Annotated in this window: 13 protein-coding genes and 1 tRNA gene; 2 read left to right on the forward strand and 12 right to left on the reverse strand. The window is 71.3% G+C overall.

What is annotated here, in order from left to right; genetic code table 11:
* Positions 1 to 25: 25 nt before the first annotated feature.
* Positions 26 to 109, forward strand: a tRNA-Ser gene (locus ACZ4Z2_RS09155).
* Between the two features lie 565 nt (positions 110 to 674).
* Here ACZ4Z2_RS09155 and ACZ4Z2_RS09160 read toward each other — a convergent pair.
* From ACZ4Z2_RS09160 to ACZ4Z2_RS09200, 9 genes are all read right to left on the reverse strand, one after another.
* Complete coding sequence (locus ACZ4Z2_RS09160; protein WP_468073938.1) at positions 675 to 1,526, reverse strand: HAD family hydrolase; 852 nt, start codon at positions 1,524 to 1,526, stop codon at positions 675 to 677.
* Positions 1,523 to 2,800: a serine--tRNA ligase gene (serS, locus tag ACZ4Z2_RS09165; RefSeq protein WP_468073940.1), complete on the reverse strand. Its 1,278-nt coding sequence runs from the start codon at positions 2,798 to 2,800 to the stop codon at positions 1,523 to 1,525. The genes ACZ4Z2_RS09160 and serS overlap by 4 nt, the downstream gene beginning before the upstream one ends.
* Before the next feature lie 556 nt (positions 2,801 to 3,356).
* The gene (gene pheA, locus ACZ4Z2_RS09170; RefSeq protein ID WP_468073942.1) at positions 3,357 to 4,292 is read right to left on the reverse strand and encodes a prephenate dehydratase; all 936 of its coding nucleotides are present in this window, start codon (positions 4,290 to 4,292) and stop codon (positions 3,357 to 3,359) included.
* A 227-nt stretch (positions 4,293 to 4,519) separates the two neighbouring features.
* Positions 4,520 to 5,920, reverse strand: coding sequence for an iron uptake transporter deferrochelatase/peroxidase subunit (gene efeB, locus ACZ4Z2_RS09175; RefSeq protein WP_468073944.1), 1,401 nt, complete (start codon positions 5,918 to 5,920; stop codon positions 4,520 to 4,522).
* Positions 5,921 to 5,928: 8 nt separating this feature from the next.
* Positions 5,929 to 8,055, reverse strand: coding sequence for a copper resistance CopC/CopD family protein (locus ACZ4Z2_RS09180; protein WP_468073946.1), 2,127 nt, complete (start codon positions 8,053 to 8,055; stop codon positions 5,929 to 5,931).
* Positions 8,056 to 8,165: 110 nt separating this feature from the next.
* Positions 8,166 to 8,648, reverse strand: a complete 483-nt coding sequence (locus ACZ4Z2_RS09185) for a copper chaperone PCu(A)C (RefSeq protein WP_468073948.1) — start codon at positions 8,646 to 8,648, stop codon at positions 8,166 to 8,168.
* A 2-nt stretch (positions 8,649 to 8,650) separates the two neighbouring features.
* On the reverse strand, positions 8,651 to 9,364 hold the full coding sequence (locus ACZ4Z2_RS09190) for an SCO family protein (RefSeq protein WP_468073950.1): 714 nt from the start codon (positions 9,362 to 9,364) through the stop codon (positions 8,651 to 8,653).
* 67 nt (positions 9,365 to 9,431) lie between these two features.
* The gene (locus tag ACZ4Z2_RS09195; protein WP_468073952.1) at positions 9,432 to 10,172 is read right to left on the reverse strand and encodes a YcnI family copper-binding membrane protein; all 741 of its coding nucleotides are present in this window, start codon (positions 10,170 to 10,172) and stop codon (positions 9,432 to 9,434) included.
* 325 nt (positions 10,173 to 10,497) lie between these two features.
* Positions 10,498 to 11,277 carry a hypothetical protein gene (locus tag ACZ4Z2_RS09200; protein ID WP_468073953.1) on the reverse strand — a complete coding sequence of 260 codons (780 nt, stop codon included), beginning with the start codon at positions 11,275 to 11,277 and terminating at the stop codon, positions 10,498 to 10,500.
* Between the two features lie 374 nt (positions 11,278 to 11,651).
* Here ACZ4Z2_RS09200 and ACZ4Z2_RS09205 point away from each other — a divergent pair, with 374 nt between their 5' ends.
* Positions 11,652 to 12,098, forward strand: coding sequence for an ATP-binding protein (locus tag ACZ4Z2_RS09205; protein ID WP_468073955.1), 447 nt, complete (start codon positions 11,652 to 11,654; stop codon positions 12,096 to 12,098).
* 6 nt (positions 12,099 to 12,104) lie between these two features.
* Here the strand turns inward: ACZ4Z2_RS09205 and fxsT are convergent, their stop codons facing one another.
* The 3 genes from fxsT to ACZ4Z2_RS09220 form a co-directional block, all read right to left on the reverse strand.
* Positions 12,105 to 16,070 (reverse strand): FxSxx-COOH system tetratricopeptide repeat protein, encoded by a 3,966-nt coding sequence (fxsT, locus tag ACZ4Z2_RS09210; RefSeq protein WP_468073957.1) that lies wholly within the window; start codon positions 16,068 to 16,070, stop codon positions 12,105 to 12,107.
* A 107-nt stretch (positions 16,071 to 16,177) separates the two neighbouring features.
* Positions 16,178 to 17,425, reverse strand: coding sequence for a TIR-like protein FxsC (locus ACZ4Z2_RS09215; RefSeq protein ID WP_468073958.1), 1,248 nt, complete (start codon positions 17,423 to 17,425; stop codon positions 16,178 to 16,180).
* A gap of 115 nt (positions 17,426 to 17,540) precedes the next feature.
* A complete protein-coding gene (locus tag ACZ4Z2_RS09220) occupies positions 17,541 to 19,994 on the reverse strand; it encodes an FxsB family cyclophane-forming radical SAM/SPASM peptide maturase (protein WP_468073960.1) in 2,454 nt (817 codons plus the stop codon).
* Between the last annotated feature and the right edge of the window lie 78 nt (positions 19,995 to 20,072).

Genomic DNA, 20,072 nt, shown 5'->3' on the forward strand with positions numbered 1-20,072 from the left:
ATCGCTTCGCGTGGGTCGCCCACCCGGAGGATTGGCCGAGTGGTAAGGCACCGGCTTGCTAAGCCGTGGTCGGGTTTTGCCCGCGCACGTTCGAATCGTGCATCCTCCGCCGGGTCGCTGTCGCTGTGACTTGGCCGAGTGCTGGGGCTGGGGGTGCGAGTGAGAGGCCCTCGGTACTGGTGCTCGGCCGAGGAGCGCTGGGCGCTGGTCACTGTTCGGGACACCCAGGGATGAGCACGCCGGAGGGTGAGCACGTCGGAGGGTGTCCCGCTGAGGGGTGGCCGACGCGGCCGGTCTGGGACGCCTGGCAGTTGGGGTGCCCGGCAACTCGGCGCCTGGTGGTCGGCCTGGGCTGCCGTGGGGTTCGCCCGCGTCCGCAAGGCACAGACCCCGGCCCCAAGGTCCCGAACCGCAAGGCACCGGTCCCGGCCCTGAAGTTCCGATCCGCAAGGCCGAACCCGAACCTCCAGGCCCCGGACGCCCAAGGCCCAGCCATCCCCTCGCTAAGGCCCCGGCCCCGCGCTAAGGCCCCGGCCCCGCGCTAAGGCCCCGGCCCCCGCGCCAAGGCCCCGGCCGCCGCGCCAAGGCCGTACGTCCCGGGCCCGCCCCGTAGGCCACCGCCCCGTAGGCCACCGCCACCCCGACCAGGGCGATCCGAAGGTCGCTGTGGCTGTTCAGCTGTTCAGCAGGCGTTCCAGGACCTCGGCGATGCCGTCGGCGTCGTTGGAGGAGGTCACCTCGTTGGCGATGGTCTTGAGCGTGGGGTGGGCGTTGGCCATGGCGACGCCGTGGGCGGCCCAGGTGAGCAGGGGGATGTCATTGGGCATGTCGCCGAAGGCGATCGTGTCGGCGGCCTTGGCGCCGAGGCGGCGCGCGGCCAGGGAGAGGCCGGTGGCCTTGGTGAGGCCGAGGGGGAGGAGTTCGACGATGCCCTCGCCGGCCATGGCCACCGAGACGAAACCGCCGGCTGCCCGCTGGGCGGCCTCGGTGAGTTCGTCGGTGGTCAGGGTCGGGTGCTGGATGTAGATCTTGTTGAGCGGTGCCGACCAGAGCTCGGACACGTCCGTGAGCGGGGTGGTGGGCAGGACGCCGCGGAAGGAGTACCCGGAGCCGACCAGCAGTTCGCCGTCCAGGCCCGCGCGGCTGGCGGCCAGGTACAGCGGGCCGACCTCCGCCTCGATCTTGGCGACCGCCACCGCGGCGAGCTTCCGGTCCAGGGTCACCGCGGTGAGGAGACGGTGCTCCCCGGCGTCGTACACCTGCGCGCCCTGGGCGCAGACGGCCAGGCCGCGGTAGCCGAGGTCGTCGAGGATGTGGCGGGTCCAGGGGACGGCCCGGCCGGTGACGACGATGTGGGCGGCGCCCGCCGCGGTGGCCGCGGCGAGCGCCACACGGGTGCGCTGCGAGACCGAGTCGTCGGAGCGCAGGAGCGTTCCGTCGAGGTCGGTCGCGATCAGCTTGAACGGGAAGCCCGAGGGCGCGGAGGGGGCCTCTGCGGGCGCTTCCCCAGTGGCGGCTTCGCTCACTTGGTGACCGGCTCCAGGACCTCGCGGCCGCCCAGGTACGGGCGCAGGACCTCGGGGACACGGACGGAGCCGTCGGCCTGCTGGTGGTTCTCCAGGATCGCGACGATCGTGCGCGGGACGGCGCAGAGCGTGCCGTTGAGCGTGGCCAGCGGGCGGACCTGCTTGCCGTCACGGACGCGGATCGACAGCCGTCGGGACTGGAACTCGGTGCAGTCCGAGGTCGAGGTCAGCTCGCGGTACTTGCCCTGGGTCGGGATCCACGCCTCGCAGTCGAACTTGCGCGAGGCCGAGGAACCGAGGTCGGCGGAGGCGACGTCGATGACGCGGAACGGCAGTTCCAGCGACGTCAGCCACTGCTTCTCCCAGTCCAGCAGGCGCTGGTGCTCGGCCTGGGAGTCCTCCGGGGTGACGTAGGAGAACATCTCCACCTTGTCGAACTGGTGGACGCGGAAGATGCCCCGGGTGTCCTTGCCGTGCGAACCGGCCTCGCGGCGGAAGCACGGGGAGAAGCCGGCGTAGCGCAGCGGGAGGCGGTCGGCGTCGATGATCTCGTCCATGTGGTACGCGGCGAGGGCCACCTCGGAGGTGCCGACCAGGTAGAGGTCGTCCTTGTCCAGGTGGTAGACGTCCTGAGCGGCCTGGCCGAGGAAGCCGGTGCCGGCCATCGACTGCGGGCGGACCAGCGCCGGGGTCAGCATCGGGGTGAAGCCGGCCGCGGTGGCCTGGGCCATCGCCGCGTTGACGAGGGCGAGTTCCAGGAGGGCGCCGACGCCCGTCAGGAAGTAGAAGCGCGAGCCCGAGACCTTCGCGCCGCGCTCGGTGTCGATGGCGCCGAGGAGCGTGCCCAGCTCCAGGTGGTCCTTGGGCTCGAAGCCCTCGGCGGTGAAGTCGCGGATCTCGCCGTGCGTCTCCAGCGTGACGAAGTCCTCCTCGCCGCCGACGGGGACGTCGGGGTGGACGAGGTTGCCGAGCTGGAGGAGGAGCTCCTGGGTCTCGGCGTCGGCGGCGTCGCGCTCGGCGTCGGCGGCCTTGACGTCGACCTTGAGCTGTTCCGCGCGCTTCAGCAGCTCGGCCTTCTCGTCGGCGGTGGCCTTGGGGATCAGCTTGCCGAGCGACTTCTGTTCGGCGCGGAGCTCGTCGAAGCGGACGCCGGAGGACCTGCGCCGCTCGTCGGCAGACAGGAGAGCGTCGACGAGCGCGACGTCCTCTCCACGGGCACGCTGGGACGCGCGCACACGGTCGGGGTCCTCACGGAGCAGGCGAAGGTCAATCACCCCTCAAGGCTACCGGGGAGTGCTTCCGCCCCACGACTCGGAATTGCGGTACGTCGCCGCCGCGCCGATTTGAGTGGAATGTCCGCCCCGTTCATGCGGTCGGTGGGCGTCAATGAATCGTGGGCCGACTCCCTGAAAGAAGGCGCGAAGATGGCCTTTGGTTGACTCGACTCCCTTGTGCCGCACGGGATTTGGTGGTGACTCGTCCACAGGGATCCACAGTGTCGAAAAGTTATCCACAGGCTGTGTGAAAGATCTGTGGACTGCCGCAATGATCGTTTTCCGGGCTGAGTGCCGACTCAAGGATTCCCGGCTCAAACTGCCTTCACGCCCACGTTCGAGTGGATTCACATGGAAATGGGCCGCTCTAAAGGGTTGACTCGGGGAAACGCGTGGACGAAGGGTGATCTACGGGGGTGTGGACAGAGCGGGGCTCTGTAAGGGGATTTGTCGACTGAATGGCGCCGCGCTGTCGACTTGTCCCCAGATCGAGAAGCCCACCTGTGGATAACTTCTGTGGACAAAGAAAATAAGCAGGTAGGACCGGCCGTGTGGCCTAGAACCGACCGTCCTGGCAGCGAGCCACCCAGTCCGCGGCGGCGACGAACTCGTCGTCCGAGGTCCCCGGCGGAGTGGGCCGCATCTCCGCCACAGCGGCGTCCGCACGCGGGTACGAACCGAGGAAGCGGACCTGGAGGCAGACCCGCTTGAGACCCATCAGCGCCTCGGCTACCCGGCGGTCGGAGATGTGGCCCTCGGCGTCGATGGCGAAGCAGTAGTTGCCGATGCCCTCACCGGTCGGGCGGGACTGGAGCAGCATGAGGTTGACGCCGCGGACGGCGAACTCGCCGAGCAGATCACGCAGACCACCGGGGTGGTCGTCGCGCTGCCAGATGACGACGGAGGTCTTGTCGGCGCCGGTCGGGGCGGCGGGCCGGGCGGGGCGGCCGACCAGGACGAACCGGGTCTGCGCGTTCTCCGCGTCGTGGATCTCGGTCTCCAGCGCCTCCAGGCCGTAGCGCGAGGCCGCGAACTCTCCGGCGAAGGCGGCGTCGTAACGGCCCTCCTGGACGAGACGGGCGCCGTCGGCGTTGGAGGCGGCGGACTCCCAGACGACGTCGGGGGGCAGGTTGGCCTTCATCCAGTTGCGGACCTGCGGCTGGGCGGCCGGGTGCGCGGTGACGGTCTTGATCTCGGAGAGCTTCGTGCCCGGGCGGACCAGCAGCGCGAAGGTGATCGAGAGGAGCACCTCGCGGTAGATCATCAGCGGGGCGCCGGCGACCAGCTCGTCGAGGGTGGTGGTGATACCGCCCTCGACGGAGTTCTCGATCGGGACGAAGGCGGCCTCGGCCTCACCGGTGCGGACGGCGTCGAGGGCGGCGGGCACGGACACCATCGGGACGAGCTCGCGGGTCGCGGACTCCGGCAGCGTGCGCAGGGCGACCTCGGTGAAGGTGCCCTCGGGGCCGAGGTACACGTAGCTGGCTGGCATGACCTCACCCTAATGGGCCTGCCGCGGCACGGCGCACGAGTACGCTCCACACCACCCCAGCGGGCGACCCAAGGCCCCGAGCGCCCCTCTGGGGGAACACCAGGGGCCTCGGACGCCAGCCTCCGCCGTGCGTCCAGCCTCCGCCGTGCGTCCAGCCTCCGCCGTGCATCTAGCCGCCGCCCCATCCAGCCTCCGCCGTGCCTCCAGCCTTAGCCAGCTCTCCAGCCCTACCCCTCCAGCAGCCGCTGGCCCACGTACTCACCCTTCGCCGCGCCGCCGGGCACCGCGAAGAGGCCGCTGGACTCATGGCGGATGAACGGGGAGAGGGCGTCGCCCCGGTCGAGTTTGCGCTGGACGGTGACGAAGCCGCGGAGCGGGTCCGCCTGCCAGCAGACGAAGAGGAGGCCCGCGTCGGGGACGCCCTTCGCGTCGATACCGTCGTGGAAGGAGAACGGCCGGCGCAGCATGGCCGCGCCACCGTTCTGGTCGGGGCGGCTGATCCGGGCGTGCGCGTTGATCGGGACGAGCAGATCGCCCTGGGAGTTGGTCTTCTCCAGGTCCATCTCGGTCGTCTCCGTCGCCTTCGCGCCCCCGCTCAACGGGGCACCGTCCGACTTCCGCCGCCCGATGACGTTCTCCTGCTCCTTCAGCGACAGCTGCTCCCAGTCGTCGAGGAGCATGCGGATACGGCGTACGACGGCGTACGAACCGTTCGCCATCCACTCCGGGTCACCGGACGCCCCGGAGGCCGGTACGAAGATCCGTTCGTCGAAGTCGGGCTCGACCGGCTTGGGGTTGCGTGTGCCGTCGATCTGACCCATCAGGTTGCGTGCCGTCATGGGATGCGCCGTGGCACCCGGCGAACGGTTGAAGCCGTTCATCTGCCAGCGCACGCGGGCCGCGCCGCCCGCGTCCTTCTGGATCGCGCGCAGGGCGTGGAAGGCGACGAGGGCGTCGTCGGCGCCGATCTGCACCCATAGATCGCCGTTGCTGCGTGCCTTGTCCAGCTGGTCGGAGGAGAAGTCCGGCAACGGGTCCAGCGAGTCGGGGCGCTGCTTCTCCAGCCCCGTCCGGGCGAAGAAGCTGTGCCCGAAGCCGAAGGTGACCGTCAACGACGACGGCCCCGCGTCACGGGCCACCCCCGTGTCGTCCTGGGCCGCGGCCTCGCCCGCCATCAGCCGCCGGGCCGTCTCCGACCAGCGGCGCAGCAGCGCGGCCGCCTCCTTGCGACCCGCCCCGGCGGCCAGGTCGAACGCGACGAGGTGGCCGCGGGCCTGGAGCGGCGTCGTGATTCCCGGCTGATGTTTCCCGTGAAACATCACCTCTCCCGCGCCGAGGGAGGAGAGGGGAGCGCCCTCGCCGGCGGTGGGCGACGAGGAGGACGAGCCGGACGAGGCGGACGAGCCGGATGGGTCGGACGAGAGCGAGGAGCCGGCCGCGTACCCGACGGCTCCTCCCGCCGCGCCGAGGGCGAGCCCGGTGGCACCCGCGGTACCGAGAAGCCGGCGCCGCGAGATCGTTCCCACGGAGGGGGCACCCTCGGTACGGGCACCCGCGGAAGGGGCACCCTCGGCACGAGTCCGGGACGGGGCACCCTCGGAAGGGACAGTGGTGGACTGGTCGGTCATGGTGCGGTTCAGCCGATCTTCGCGTTCTTGCTCACGGTCACCTGGTCGATGTCGGACGTGCGTACGGTGACCTCGATGTTCCAGTCGCCCGCCATGGGGATCTGCACGCCGTCGGCCGTCCAGTGCCCGGTGGCGATGTGGTCGGGCACCACGGGCAGGGGGCCGATGTCCTTGGCCTCCAGGGTGAAGGCGACCTTCACCTCGGGGATGTCGTTGGCCTTGCCGTCGGGGCCCTGGACGTAGACGTGCATCTCGTTGGCGCCCACGCGTGCCGGGTCGATCTCCAGCCGCACGACGCCCTTGCCGTTCTTGCCCCCGGTGTCGAACGACATGTCCAGCGCCAGCGCCCCGGACTGGGTGTCCGGCGCGACGGCCGCGTTGGCCGCCTTGGCCTCTTCCACGGTGCGGCCCGGTTCGGTGGAGGTCAGGGCCGTGGTCACGGCGAGGAGTACGACGGCGACGCCCGCCTCCGCGAGCACCGAACGGCGCAGGCCCCGACGGCCCGGATCGGCGTCCCGCAGCCGCTTCTGGCGCGCGGTGGCCATCGCGACCCGCTGCCGGGCGAGCTGGGCGGCCCGCTCGGGGTCCTCGTGGCCGGCAGAGCCGAAGCCCCCGGCGCCCGCAGCTGTGCTTGTGACCGCGGCCTTCTCACGGTCCGCCGTCGACGACGGTGCCTCCGCCAACTGGGCGGTCCACCGGCGGGAGATCCACGCGATCCCGACCAGCACGGCCACCAGGCCGATCTTCACGAGCAGCAACTGCCCGTACGACGTGCCGGTCAGTGCCGACCAGGTGCCGACCTGCCGCCAGGACTGGTAGATCCCGGTGGCCGTCAGCACCAGCACGCTGCCGAACGCGACCCGTGAGAACCGGCGTACGGCCGCGGTCTCGATCTGTGCGTCGGCGGGTGCCCGGAACAGGGCCACGAGCAGGGTCGCCAGACCGCCGAGCCAGGCGGCGACCGCCAGCAGGTGCAGGATGTCGAGGGGCATCGCGATGCCCGCCTGGATGCCGGTCGAGGCGTGCTCGGCCATCGCCCAGCTCGCGGCGAGCCCGGCGGCGACCACGCCACCTCCGATGGCCAGCCCGAAGGTGAGGTCCCGCTGGTAGGAGTCGTCGTCGGCTTCGGATGGCTCGTCGGCTTCGGAGGACTCGGCGCCGGAAGACTCGGCGCCGGAGGACCCGTCGTCGGAGGACCCGTCGTCGGAAGCCGCGGCGTCGGAGGACCCGTCGTCGGAAGCCGCGGCGTCGGAGGACTTGTCCTCGGAGGGCTCCTCGACGCCGTTCTCGCCATCCTTCTCGACGCCGCCCTCCTCGGTGTCCTCGGTGTCCTCGGTGTCCTCGATGTCCTCGGCGTCCTCGGTGTCCTCCTCGTCTCGCCGGGCGTACGCGCCGAAGAGGACCGCGATGAAGAGGGCCGCCGCGGCGAGCAGCAGCAGACGGGAGATGAGGGCGGCACCCGTCTTCGTCTGGAGGACATCGCTGAGCAGGTCCAGGTCGAAGACGTCGCCCAGCTTGCCGGAGCCGGTGTACGACCCGCGCAGGAGCAGCATCGCGAGGGTGGCCCCGGCGAGCGTGAGCCACCCGGAGACCACGAGCCGCTGCACGGGTCGTACCCCGGCGCCGCGCTGCCAGCAGGCCAGGACGAAGGCGGCGCCGCCGACCAGCAGGATGAAACCGGCGTACGACAGGTAGCGGGCGAAGCCGTAGAGCCCGCCGACCACTCCGCCGCCGGCCTCCTGGCCCGGCACGGGGACCGACGTCTTCGAGGGCGCCCCCACGGAGAACGTGAAGGCGCCGGAGACGGGGTGGCTGTCCGCCGAGACCACCTGGTAGGTGACGGTGAACGTGCCGTCGGGCTGCCCGGGGCGCAGCTTCACCCCGTAACTGTTGCCGCCCAGGTCGACGACGTCACCGGTGTCGACCTGCTTGCCCTTGGGGTCGTAGACGCGCACCGAGCCGTCGGACATCGCGACCTTCTCGGAGAAGGTGAGCGACACCTGGGACGGCGCCTCCTGGACCACCGACCCCTGCTGCGGGTCGCTGCCGGTGAGCGCGGCGTGCGCGGAGGCCGGCACGGCGCCGCCGAGGACCGCCGCCACCGCGACGACCAACAGCAGAAGCCACGCCCTCACCCGGCTTGGCGAAGGCGAGACACCACTCCCCGGCCACCGCACCTCACCCGACGGTCTCGGTCGGCTCGACGGCCGCAACCCGTTCAAGGGCCTCAACGGAGTTCCCTCCCTCAGTGACCGGTGGTCGGCCGGTAGGTCGCCGACTTCACGGGCATCTCGACCGTGATGGCCTTGGACTTGGTGAAGTTCAACCGCAGGGACACCGTCTCGCCTTCCTTCGGCTTGCGCTTCAGGTTCTCGAACATCAGGTGGTTTCCGCCGCTCTGGAGGAGCAGCTCACCACCGGCGGGGACCTTCAGGGCCGAGACCTGCTTCATCGCCTGCCCGGCCGTCTCGTGGACGGTGACCTCCTGGGCGAGGTCGCTGGTCACGGAGGTGAGCTCGTCCGCCGCGCCGCCCTTGTTCTCGATGACGAGGTATCCGGCCGCCATGGAGTCGGTGACCGGCTGCGGCATGTACGCCGCCTTCACGGACAGCTCGGCCGCGGAGGAACCGGAGGAACCGGAGGAGTCCGACGAACCGCAGCCGGTCAGCCCGAGCCCACCGGCCACGAGCCCACCGGCCACGAGCGCGGCGACTCCCGCCGCACGCACCCTCACGGCTTCTCGCCCTTGAGCAGCTTCGGCAGGTCCTTCTCGTAGTCCTGCACGGTGGCGCTCTTGTCGTAGAGCACGTAGCCCCCGTCGGTCTTCGGCGAGAACGCGATGACCTGGGTGCCGTGCTCCGAGACGATCTTGCCGTTCTTGTCCTTGGTCGGCGGGGCGATGGAGATGCCGAGCTTGAGGGCGCCGGCCTGGATCTTGTCGAAGTCGCCCGTCAGGCCGACGATCTCGGGATCGATGCCCTTGAGCCACTTGCCGAGCTCGGCCGGAGTGTCCCGTTCCGGGTCGGTGGTGACGAAGACGATCCGGAGGTCCGCCAGCTCCGACTTCGGCAGCTTCTTCGACACCTCCTTCTTCGCGACCGCGATGTTGTTCATGGTCAGCGGGCACACGTCGGGGCAGTTGGTGTAGCCGAAGTAGATCAGTGTCGGCTTGCCCTTGGTCTCCTTGCGGAGGTCGTACGACTTGCCCTTGGTGTCGGTGAGTACCAGGTCCGGCTTGACGAACGGCTGGTCGAGAACTGTGGACGCCTTGGTCGGGCCGGTGTCGGAGACCTCGGCGACGGACGTCGTGGACGCGTCCTCGCTGCCGCAGGCGGACAGGCCGAGGGCGGCCGCGACGAGCAGCGCACCGACCGCGTACGTCCTCCTCGCGTTCTTTGTGCTCTTCGTGCTGTCCGCGCTCTTCGTGTTCTTGCTGTTCTTCATCAACTTCGTATGCCTGTGCATGTGCGAATGTCCCAGGTGGGAGAGAAGGGAGTCGGGGGACCGGGTGTCAGGCGTCGGCGCGCCGACGGCCGGCGAGGACGCCGTACGCCACGCCCGCGGCACCGACGACGATGCCGACGATGGCGAGGACGCGGGCGGTGGTGTCACTGCTGTCGGCGGGCTCGGCCGCGGTCTCCTTCGAGGCGGCCTCGGCGTCCTTCGCGTCCTCCGACTCGTCCGAGGCGGCGGTCGACGAGCCGTGGTGGTCGTCGGACGCGGCGGACAGCGCGAGCACCGGCGCCGGGTTGTCGGGCTCCTCCTGCCCCTTCTGCGGGACCTCGATCCAGCGGACGACCTCCTTGTTGGAGTACGTCTGCAGCGCCTTGAAGACCAGCTCGTCGGTGTCCTCGGGGAGCTGGCCCAGGGAGAGCGGGAACTTCTGGAAGTAGCCGGGCTCGATGCCCTTGCCGGTGGCCGTCCAGGTGACCTTGGACACCGCCTCGTCGATCTGCTCGCCGTGCAGCTCGATGGGCTTGTCGAGCTTGGCCCGGGTGACCTGGATCTTCCAGCCCGGGACGGCCTCCGGCTGGGCCGAGGCGAGCGGGTGGTCGGCCGGGAAGCTCACCTCGAGCTTGGTGGTCGAGGCGTCGTCGCGCTCGTTCGGGACCTTGAAGTTGACGGTCGCGTACCCGCCCTTGGCCGCGGTGCCCTCCGCCGAGACGCTGACGTGCGCGAACGCGGGACCGGACAGGACGAGGACGGCGGAACCGGCGAGGGCGCCGACGGCGGCGATACGAGAAGGCTTCATGACTGGTGACACTCCACGGTGAGTGAGTAGAGGGAAGAGCGAGAGGGGAACGCGTGCCGTGGTCAGTTGAGGGGAGGCGCGAGGAGCGCGGATCGAGCCACACTCGCAGCCGCAGCCGCAGCCGCAGCCGCAGCCGCACCACCCCCGCACCGCAACCGCACGCACACGCGCGTGCGCCGCACGCCGACGTCCCCGCCCCTCCCTCCCCACCCCCGCGCGATGCGCAGCGAGGCGACGCAAGGCGGTGAGGCCCCGCGCTGCCGAGCCGTGCGCAGGCAGTACGTGGAGTGCGTGTGAGCGTGAGTGCGAGTGGACCGTCGTCGTGTCAGGCGGCGAGGATGAGCGCGGCGGTCGGAGGGCCGCGTCGGATCACCGTGTGCTGGAGCGCGGTCGTACGCGGGCCCGGTGGCGTCGCGTACGCGGGGCGAGGGGCGCGCGATACGGCGTCCGGCGTACCCGGGAGCCCGGATCGCAGGGCCCGCGCCAGCGCGAGCGCCCCCCGCAGTGACCGTACGAGCGGCTCATGGGCCGCCAGCCGGGCGAGGCGCAGCAGCGCGAGGTCGCCGTGGCGGAGCAGCCACCCGGCGGCGACGGCCGCGAGGACGTGGCCGAGCAGCATGGGCAGCGACGGCAGGACGGCCGCCGACGAGTCGGGCGCGGTCGTCATGGCGTCAGCGGGGTGGTGGGCGGCGTACGTACCGCGCAGCCCCGCGTCGAAGAGGATCCGTCGGGCGTCGGCGGGGCTCATGGCCGCCGCGGTGGCCCCGCAGACGAGTCGTGCGGCTCGTTCGACGAGCGCCGCGTCCATGGCGGCGGTGGCCTCAGACGTGGCCTCCGCCCCGTGCTGGCCCAGCCCGAAGAGGGTGTGCAGCACGGTCTGGCCCACGGCGAGCAGGGCCGCGATCCCCAGCAGCGAGCGTTCCCGTCCGGCGAGTGCGGCGGCGACGGCGAAGACGCCGGCGAATCCGACGCCGAGACTCCACAGCGGAACCGCCGCGCACGAGGCGAGCGCGTGGCCCGCGCCGGCCAGCACGACGCAGACCGCGGCGAACACCGCGGCCCTCAGAACCCGGAGATCACCTCCGGTGCGTGTGCGGGCTTTCATGGCGGGGTCATCATCCCATCGGGGCGCGGCTGGGGGAGCGCCGGGTTCCCGCCGTCAGGTACGGGCCGGGATGAGCCGCTGTTCACACGGGGCCGTGACACCCGGGGAGACGGGAGCCCACACCGCTGGGTGGAACGAGGGCCGATGGGCGAGTAATGCACTGTCAGTGTCATTTGCCGCGAATACCGCCTCCCTCATTCCTGTGCCCGGAGGTGTGGAAGTGGTGGGGGATTCGGAAGGGTTTCGTCCGCATACACCGAATGTGACGAGGTCGCATCCGCCGTATGGGCGGCAGGACCGGTTCCGGGCGATTGCGCGCCTGTCCCGGTGGCAATACGTAACGGTATGTCGAGCCGTGGCCGGGAGGCTGGAGCATGAGCATCTGGTGGTCACTCCATTTGCGGCGTGAGGCTGCGAGCGTGCCGCTCGCCCGGCGGCTGCTCCTCGGCACCATGGAGACGGCGGGCGTCGACCCGGACGTCTCCTACGACCTCTCCGTCGCCCTCAGCGAAGCGTGCGCCAACGCCGTCGAGCACGGTGGCGCCGTACCGTCGGGCAGCACGTCCGAGGCGTACCGGGTCACCGCGTACCTCGACGGCGAGAAGTGCCGGATCGAGGTCGCCGACTCGGGCCCCGGCTTCCCGCACCGCCAGCCGCCCCGCCAGGCCCACACCGACGACGAGAACGGCCGCGGTCTCTGCCTGATCCGCGAACTCGCCGACCACGTCCACATCGGCAACAAACCCGGCCGCGGCGGCGCCGTGGTGAGCTTCGACAAGATCCTCAAATGGCGCGAGGGCGCACCGCTCGTGGCGGTGTAGCGCGTCTCAGATCTGATGCGGCTCCAGGTCGCGGCCGACCCGTTGCCAGGAACGGACCGCCGCCGCGACCGGATGGCTGCTCCCCAGCAACTGGGCCAGCCGCGCCGCCGCCTCGCCCTGAAGCCGTACCGCCTCCTCCTGGCGTCCGGTGTCCCGCAGGGTGATCGCGAGGTTGCCGGTACCGACCAGCACATCCGGGTGGTCGGGACCGAAGCGACGGCGCAGGCCGTCCAGGGACCGGCGTTCCCGTTCCTCGGCGCGGTCGTGCAGCCCCATGTCGCCCCAGGCGTTGGCCAGGTTGAGGCCGGCGCAGTGGACCGCCGGGTGCTCGTCCCCGAGTTTCTCCGCGAGGGTGTCGAGGGCACGGCCGCTCAGCTCCGCCGCGGTCTCGGCGTCACCCGCGGCCCGCTGGTAGATGGCGAGGTTGTTGAAGCAGTACATGGTGAAGGGGTGGTCGGGGCCGAAGGATTCCCGGTATCCGTCCAAGACCTCCTCCGTCACCTGTCGGACGGCACGGGCGGCGCCGTCGACGGGATCCGTGGCGAAGTAGTCGGCCGCGAGGTTGAGGCCGCAGGCGAGCACCTCGGGAATGGTGCGGCCGTAGCGGTCGTGGTAGCGGGCGTAGGTCTCCCAGGTCTCCTCGGTGATCCGCAGCGCCTCGGTGGTCCGGCCGGCCTTGCGCAGCGACACCGCGAGGCTCTTGTCGGCCTGGAGGACCTCGGGCACGCCCGGGTTGAGGCCCTGTGCGAACCCCTCGCGGACCTCGCGCAGCAGGGTGGCGGAGGTCCAGTAGTCCCCGAGGTCGCGCAGATCGCGGGCGTGGTGCCCCTTGGTGGCCAGGGTGTAGGGGTGCAGTGGACCCAGCAGTGCGGTGCGCCGGCGGACGGTGTCCTCGTCGAGGCGGCGGGCGGCCTCGCTGTCACCGGCCAGACGGAGGTCGATGGCGAGGTTGTTGGCGGCGGACAGGGTGCGCGGGTGGTCCTCGCCGAAGGTCTCCCAGAAGCCCCGGTGGATCCGCAGGTCCAGTTCGAGGGCCTCCTTGAAGCAGCCGAGTGCCCGGAGGTCCGCGGCGAGACTTCCGGAGGTGATGAGGATCCTGGGGTGGTCGTCACCGAGCAGACGGCGCTGACCGGCCAGCGTCTCCTCGTCCAGGGTGCGCGCGGACTGGTACTCGCCCTGGGAGCGCAGCACGTTGGCCAACTGCCAACGGAGGTTCAGGATGTGCTCGTCGGGATCCGGGAACTCGCGGGTCCAGATCTCGTCGAGCTGCGTGGCCAGGGCCCGGGCGGCCTGCAGTTCTCCGCGCCGCCACAGGTAGCGCAGCCGGTCCGCCATCAGCTGCCGCGGTTCGTCCTCGGTGCATTCCCAGATGTTCGAAGGCGTCAGGTGCGGCCAGATCATCTCCAGGGCCGGCCACTGGGCGGGATCGTCCTCGCCGCCCTCGGGGGGCCGGGCGGCGGCGAGGATGCGGTGCACCTCGTGCGCGGTGTCCTCGTACTTCTGTTCGTCCAGGCTGTCGCGTACCGCCGCCTGCACCAGACGGTGGACCTGGATCGAGTTGTCGGCCGAGTCCACCTTGGCGAGCGCGAACCGGTTCAGGGCCTGGGTGACGCGGCCGAGCATGTAGCGGGCGCGCAGGTCCTTGTCGTACGGCAGCAGCGCCTTGATCATCGCGTCACTGCTGATCAGGTTCATGGAGATGGGCTCGGCCGCGAAGAACGCGCACAGTTCGAGCAGCCGGGCCGCGGCCGGTGACTCCTCCCGCAACCGGGTAATGGAGATGTTCCAGGTGGCGCCGACGGAGGACGGGTACTCGACGGCGTTCACCGCCTCCTGCAGCGACAGCACCCGGGTGGACTGCTCCCGCAACTGCTCGATGTACTCCCGCACCGGTGTGGCCGTCGCCTCCAGCCATGCCGCCGCGACCTCGACCGCCAGCGGCAGGTCGCCCACCGCGTCGGCGACCAGGTCCGCGTCGTGCTCCCGCAGGCCGGGCACCCGGCGGCACAGGTGCTCGACGCTCTCCTCCCGGGTGAAGACCTCCATCTCCAGCGACTGGACCAGGGTCGAGCCGGGCCGGGCACGGGTGGTGACCAGGATGTGGCCGTAGACATGGTCGGGCAGGGCCGCCGTGTGCCCGGGGAACAGGCGCAGGGCGCGGTCCAGGTCCGGCACGTTGTCGAAGATCAGGAGCCAGCGCTCGCACGGATCGCCCTGCCTGAGCGCGGCCATCGCCGCCTCGGCCGCCTCCGCGACGTCGTCGCCCACGGGCAGCTCCAGCTCCTGGGCGAGCGCGGCCACCTTCGGCAGGACCAGGTCCGGCTGTTCGGCGTCGATCCACCACACCAGGTCGTAGTCCGCCTTGAACCGGTGGGCGTACTCCCGGGCCAGCTGGGACTTGCCGACCCCGCCCAGTCCGTGCAGGACCTGGGGCAGTCGCTGACCCGCGCGGCCGGTGACCAGGCGCTCGCGCAACCGGTCGAGGATCGGGGAGCGGCCGGTGAACCACGGGTAGCGCGGCTGGACGTTCGAGATCCGCGTGCCGGTGTTCGGGAACCGCGCACTGGCGTCCGGCGGTACCGGGAGGGCCTCGGGGTGGTCGAGGCCGTTCAGCAGGGTGCGGTACGCGCGCTCCTCGTCCAGCCGGGTCAGGTCGATGGCACCGCGGGTGGCGTGCGGCAGGCTGAGCCGGACGTCGTCGACGCGTACCGCGACGGGCCGGTTTTGGGGCTTCTGCCCACCCGCGCGTACGGCCTCCTCCCAGGCGCCGCGGGCCCGGCGGGAGTTGAGGAACGACGAGGAGAGCACGGCGAGCACCCGTTGCTCGCCGTCGGCGGGGTCCTCGTCGGCGGACTCACCGGGGGGCATGGCACGGACATCCACGGGCAGCAGGTCGAAACCGGCCTCCCGGAGCACGGATTCAAGCCAGTCGACCCACATCCGGTCCTCGGAGACGTAGTACAGCACCAGCCGGGAGACCGGCAGGGGGCGCCGCCGGGTGAAAGCGGCCTTGTAGCGGGCCCGCTTCTCCTCCCCGATCAGCGGCAGACCGGTGACTCTCCCCTCCGTGATCACCGAGGTGATCCGCTCGCAGGCGCTCAGCATGGAGTTGGCCGTCCTCGGCGGGTCGCCGAAGGCCGCCAGGATCTCCTCGTAGGCGTAGTACGGCTGGTAGAGGACCTCCATCGACGACCAGTAGTCGCCCAGTCCTTCGGTGTCCAGGCCCGCCGGAAGTCCGGCGAACCGCTCCCGGGCCAGCGCGCGCCCCGCGTCGAGCTTGTCCTTCTCGCCGAGGTCGATGCGCATGGCGAGCGGCAGGATGCGGATGCCCTTGTGGCCGTACCGCTCCCTGATGTCCTGGGCGACGGCCGCGGCGCCCTCGATGCTCTGGCCGCTGAGGGTGTAGCAGACGACCAGGGTGTTGGGCATCTGCACGGTGCAGATGTTGGCGAGGTCGCTGAGGCCGGTGCGGCTGTCGATCAAGGTGTAGTCGTAGTGGCGTCGCATGTCGGCGCGCATCGCGTCGAAGAACTGGCTGCCGCCGTAGCTCGCGTAGAAGCTCTCCCAGTCGATGGCGGCGACGAGCGGGTAGTCGTCGTGCCGTCGCCCGGCGGACAGGAAGTCCAGGCTGCCCCCCTCGGGGAACGCCCAGTCGAGGGTGAGCGCGTGCGGCCGGACCCGGGCGTGCCGGCGGTGCCAGTCGGGGGCGCGGCCGGGCAGTTCCCGCAGCGCCTCGCGGCGGTAGTCGTCGATGAGATTGCTCAGCCCCGGTGTGGCCCGGAGCGTGGCGGGGTTCAGGAAGGGGTGGAAGAACTTGTGCAGTCCCGGCGCCTCCAGATCCCAGTCCACGGCCAGGACGCGGTGCCCGTTCGCCGCGAGGATCCACGCGACGTTGGCGAGCGTCATGGTCCGCCCGGTGCCGCCCTTGTACGAGTAGAACGTGATGACCGTGCCCTTGCGGTTCTCCGTCATACCCCTGCCGTCCTCCGCCTGTCGGCCGTGTTGTCGCCGTACGCCCGTACGCCCGTACGCCCGTGGGTCGGTACGCCCGTACGCCCGTGGGCCCGGGTCGCCGGGCGCTAAGCCAGGTCCGCCGGGCCTCTCACCCGGGGAGGCGGGGCGTGCGGACCCATCGGCGGATAGGTCCGCGCGTGTGCCTCGTAGGAGGCGACGGCCTGCTTCACCGCTGTCTGCAGTTCGTTGCCGAAGGCGTCGAGGGTGCGGACACCGCCGCTGAGGGTCCGGTGCCCGCTGCCCTCCGTCGTACGGGCGGCCAGGGCCTTCTCTGTGAGTGCCGTCAGCCTCTTGTCCCTCGGGGAGCCGGAGTCGTCCTCGCAGTGCGGGATCATCACGCTGATCCACGGCCGTTGTTCCGCGCACAGCCGTTCCATCAGCTCGCGGCCCTTCGGGGAGCCCAGGGCCCACCGGTCCAGCAGCAGCAGGCCCGGCGCGCGGGGTGGGCCGGGGGCGAGCATGCGGTCGGCGTCCGTGCCGAAGTCCCCGATGTTCACCTTGTAGTCCATGGTCCGCACCAGGTCGGCCGCGTGTTCGCCGAGCGGTCGGGTCGAGGCCGGGTGATAGGGGTTCCAGTCCCGGGGGAGGGCGCCGTAGCAGGCGGGCTCGCGGCCCTGGGGGAGGTCGGCACGCGTACAGGCCAGCACCGTGATGTCGAACTCCGGGGGGTGCCCGGCGGAGCCGAACGCGCTGGGCAGCGACTCGTACTCGGCGTACACCTGGCCCTCGTCCAGCTCCGTCTCCCTGGCCACCTTCACGATCTGCTTGGCCAGCCGGTACAGGGCCCGTTCGTACTCGTCCCGGAGGTAACGGAGCTTGGTGAGCCCGTAGAACCCCTCCTCGGCGTAGTCCTGGCCGAAGGAGACATGGTTGAACTGGAGGTCTCGGGCCGTGTGCGGGAGGTGCGCGGGTTCCACGGGCACCCATAACGCCGGGATGATCGCCTGTTCCCGGGTGGCACCGCCGCGCGCCCGGTGGCTGATCTGCCGCTGGGAGAAGGCCCACCACTCCCGGCCGCACTGCTCGCTGATGAAGTAGCGGGGCGAGTACAGCGGTACGAACACCTTGCAGCGGGCCAGGTTCTCGGAGAGTTCGTCGGTCCACCGGGTGCCGACCGCCATGCCCTGGTCCAGGAAGCCGGCCCGGGCCCCGCGGGGCAGATCCGTCATCTGCATGATGTGCGCGCACAGGCCGTCGTACAGCTTTTTCACCCAGATGTTCGGGTCGGTGTCACCGGCGTCATTGCGCGGGGTGTGCGCATAGCTGAGGAAGAAATACGGGCTACCGCCGCCCCTGGCCGCATCTCCTCGCACCCATGCCCCCCGATGCCCGGTGACTTTCCCAGTGTAGGAAGGGGGCAGGCGCGTATGGAATATGACGAACAGGGTTCCGTGCCCCCGCCGGGGCACACGCGGGGAGGCCCCGCGTTCATCCCCGGCCGAGCGAACTCCGCCGGTGCTCCCGGGCGGCTCGCCGGGCCTGCGACAACGCGGCCGGGCTCACCCGGTCCGCCGCGAGGGCCCTGCCCATCTCCGCCACGAACCGCTCACCCGCGGCCGTCAGCGCCCCGGAGCCCGCCAACGTCTCCAGGGCCTCCCGCGTCTGGTCGCGCCACCGCGAGAAGTGCACCTCCGCCTCGAAACCGCCCCCGGACCGCCGGCGGGCCCGCCAGAAGTCCACGACCGCGAGATGGGCGTAGGTGCCCTGCAGCAGCCCCTCCAAGGGGCGCGGATCGGGACGCCAGGGGGCGTAGAACAGTTTGCCGCACGCCGGGTCGTGGAGGTCGACGAGGTCCATCACCGCGCCCAGTTTGACGTGCTGGAACTCATGCACCAGCAGCAGCGCGAGCGACTCCGGCGTGCTCGGCCGGGCGATGGCGACCGCGCCGAACGCGTCCCGGGCCGCCGAGCTGATGTCGGCGTTCTCGGGCGACGGGCGCAGCGGGGTGATCACACGGAGCCCCGCGGCGACGGCCGGTGCGTACTGCGGGAGTTCGGCGCGGATCCACGCCCAGGCGGCGTCCAGCCGTGCCCGCCACGCCTCGGCCTCGCTCTCGGTGAGCCGGGGGTGCGCCGGATGGCCGTGGCAGTCCCGCCAGGGGTCGGTGTCCTCCAGCGCGACGGACCAGCCGTCCAGTTCGTGGACCCGCAGCCCTCGCCAGGCCGGGTCCTTGTCGCCCTTCCACGCCACCTCGTGGGTCCGGTCGTCCGTGAGGACCGTGAAGCCGTCCGTGTCCGCCCGCACGGCCACCCGTTCGACGGCGGGACCCACGGCCAGGGTGCCCAGCGTCGGCAGCCGCACCAGCCCGTCGTGGACCGGGACGACGACCGTCGTCGCCCGTCCCGCCCGCAGAGCGGCGGCCGCGGCGATCTCCGCCACCCCGCGCATGGCACGGCCGGCGTCCCCCGTCGCGTTCCCCTGGAGGCAGCGCAGGGCCCAGGGCCGCGTGTACGGGTGGGCCAGCACCGTGTCCACCGCCTCCGGCGCCTCCTGGTCCAGGCCGGTCAGTACGTCCCACGCGGCCGCGCCCGCGGCGCTGTGCGGCACCTCGTGCCAGACGAGGCCCAGCAACTCGCGCCCGAGGGCGAGCTGATGGCGGGCCAGCAGGTCCGTGGTGGCCGCGGAAACGGGACCCGCGGCCAGTTCGTCGAGGTGCGCGTCGGCGAGCGCGGGCCGGACCGGTCCGCCGGACCCCTCGTACGGGCCGGACTGCTCGGACTGCTTGACCTGGTCGGACTGCTCGAACTGGTCGGGCATGGGGCGGTCCCGGATGTCGGTGATGAGACGCAGCAGGTCGGAGCAGTACACGGACGGGTTGAGGAAGCCGCCGCCGGTCCGGTACCGGTGGGCGTAGAGCCCGCCGCCGCAGGAGCGCACGACCGGGCAGGCCCGACACTGGTCCGACAGCCCGTCGAGTCCCCGCTGCCGGGCCACGAGGCCGGGGTGCGCGGCCACGTCGTCGAGCGAGTGGGTGAGCACGTGCAGGCCGGTGGCGGGGGCGCCGTCGTAGGCCGTCTTGAGCGAGTCGGCCTGTTCGAAGGAGCCGTCGGTCTCGATCACGGCGAGGTCGGCGGGCGCCAGCCCGAGCGCCTCGGTGAGGCTGCTCTCGCCGCGCAGGGTGCGCAGGACGGAGTCGAAGATCCGTACGTCCATGGGGCGGCCGTCGGCGGTCCAGCGGTCGTACACCGCCAGCAGCCAGCGCGCGTACGCCGTGCCGTCGCTGTCGTCGGCGGGCCGGAGCGGCGGCTCGTCCCAGGTGGCGTGCGGAAGGAGGAAGTCGACGCGGGGCGGCCGGAGTCCGGCGAGCGCGTCGTAGACGGCGACCGGGTCGTTGCGGACGTCGATGGTGCAGAGGATGCCCGCGAAGAGATGGCGGTAGCGGGGCCGGTCGAGCAGGGCGATGCCCCTCAGCACCCGGTCGTGGCTGCTGCGCCCGTCGGGGTAGCGGCGGTGCAGGTCGTTCGCGGCCTTGTCGCCGTCGAGGGAGACGCCGACCTTGATGCCGAACTCGTCGAACAGGTCGAGGAACCGCTCGTCGAGGGTGACGGCGTTGGTGTGGATCCGCAGGTCGAGGGCGCAGACACCGTCGAGGGCGGTGGTCAGCGCCTCGGCGGCCGCCCGCAGCCGGCCGGGGCCGGCGAGGAGGGGCTCGCCGCCGTGCAGCACCACGTGGACGGTGTCCAGAGTGTGGGCCGCCGCATGGTCGGCGATGCGCTCCGCCGTGCGGCGCACTACGTCGGGGGAGATCACCTTGGGCCGGCCGCGCCAGCTCTGGTCCGCGTGTTCGTACACGTAGCAGTGGTCGCAGGCGAGGTCGCAGCGACCGTGCATCTTGAGCACGATCTGGCGCAGGGGGACGAGCGGCCGGCCCGAGGCGGTCATGCGCGTGCTGTCCTTCCGCATCGGACGGATCAGTCGGACGAATAACGGGCAGACGGGAACAGGCCGTTGAGCCAGGTC

The organism is Streptomyces sp. NPDC030183, from assembly GCF_055573455.1.

What these genes read in the sequence shown, in the direction of transcription:
- pheA (WP_468073942.1), bottom strand. Translation starts at nt 4,292, where the DNA reads ATGCCAGCCAGCTACGTGTACCTCGGCCCCGAGGGCACCTTCACCGAG.
- ACZ4Z2_RS09195 (WP_468073952.1), bottom strand. Translation starts at nt 10,172, where the DNA reads ATGAAGCCTTCTCGTATCGCCGCCGTCGGCGCCCTCGCCGGTTCCGCC.
- ACZ4Z2_RS09200 (WP_468073953.1), bottom strand. Translation starts at nt 11,277, where the DNA reads ATGAAAGCCCGCACACGCACCGGAGGTGATCTCCGGGTTCTGAGGGCC.
- ACZ4Z2_RS09205 (WP_468073955.1), top strand. Translation starts at nt 11,652, where the DNA reads ATGAGCATCTGGTGGTCACTCCATTTGCGGCGTGAGGCTGCGAGCGTG.
- ACZ4Z2_RS09190 (WP_468073950.1), bottom strand. Translation starts at nt 9,364, where the DNA reads ATGAAGAACAGCAAGAACACGAAGAGCGCGGACAGCACGAAGAGCACA.
- ACZ4Z2_RS09220 (WP_468073960.1), bottom strand. Translation starts at nt 19,994, where the DNA reads ATGACCGCCTCGGGCCGGCCGCTCGTCCCCCTGCGCCAGATCGTGCTC.
- fxsT (WP_468073957.1), bottom strand. Translation starts at nt 16,070, where the DNA reads ATGACGGAGAACCGCAAGGGCACGGTCATCACGTTCTACTCGTACAAG.
- efeB (WP_468073944.1), bottom strand. Translation starts at nt 5,920, where the DNA reads ATGACCGACCAGTCCACCACTGTCCCTTCCGAGGGTGCCCCGTCCCGG.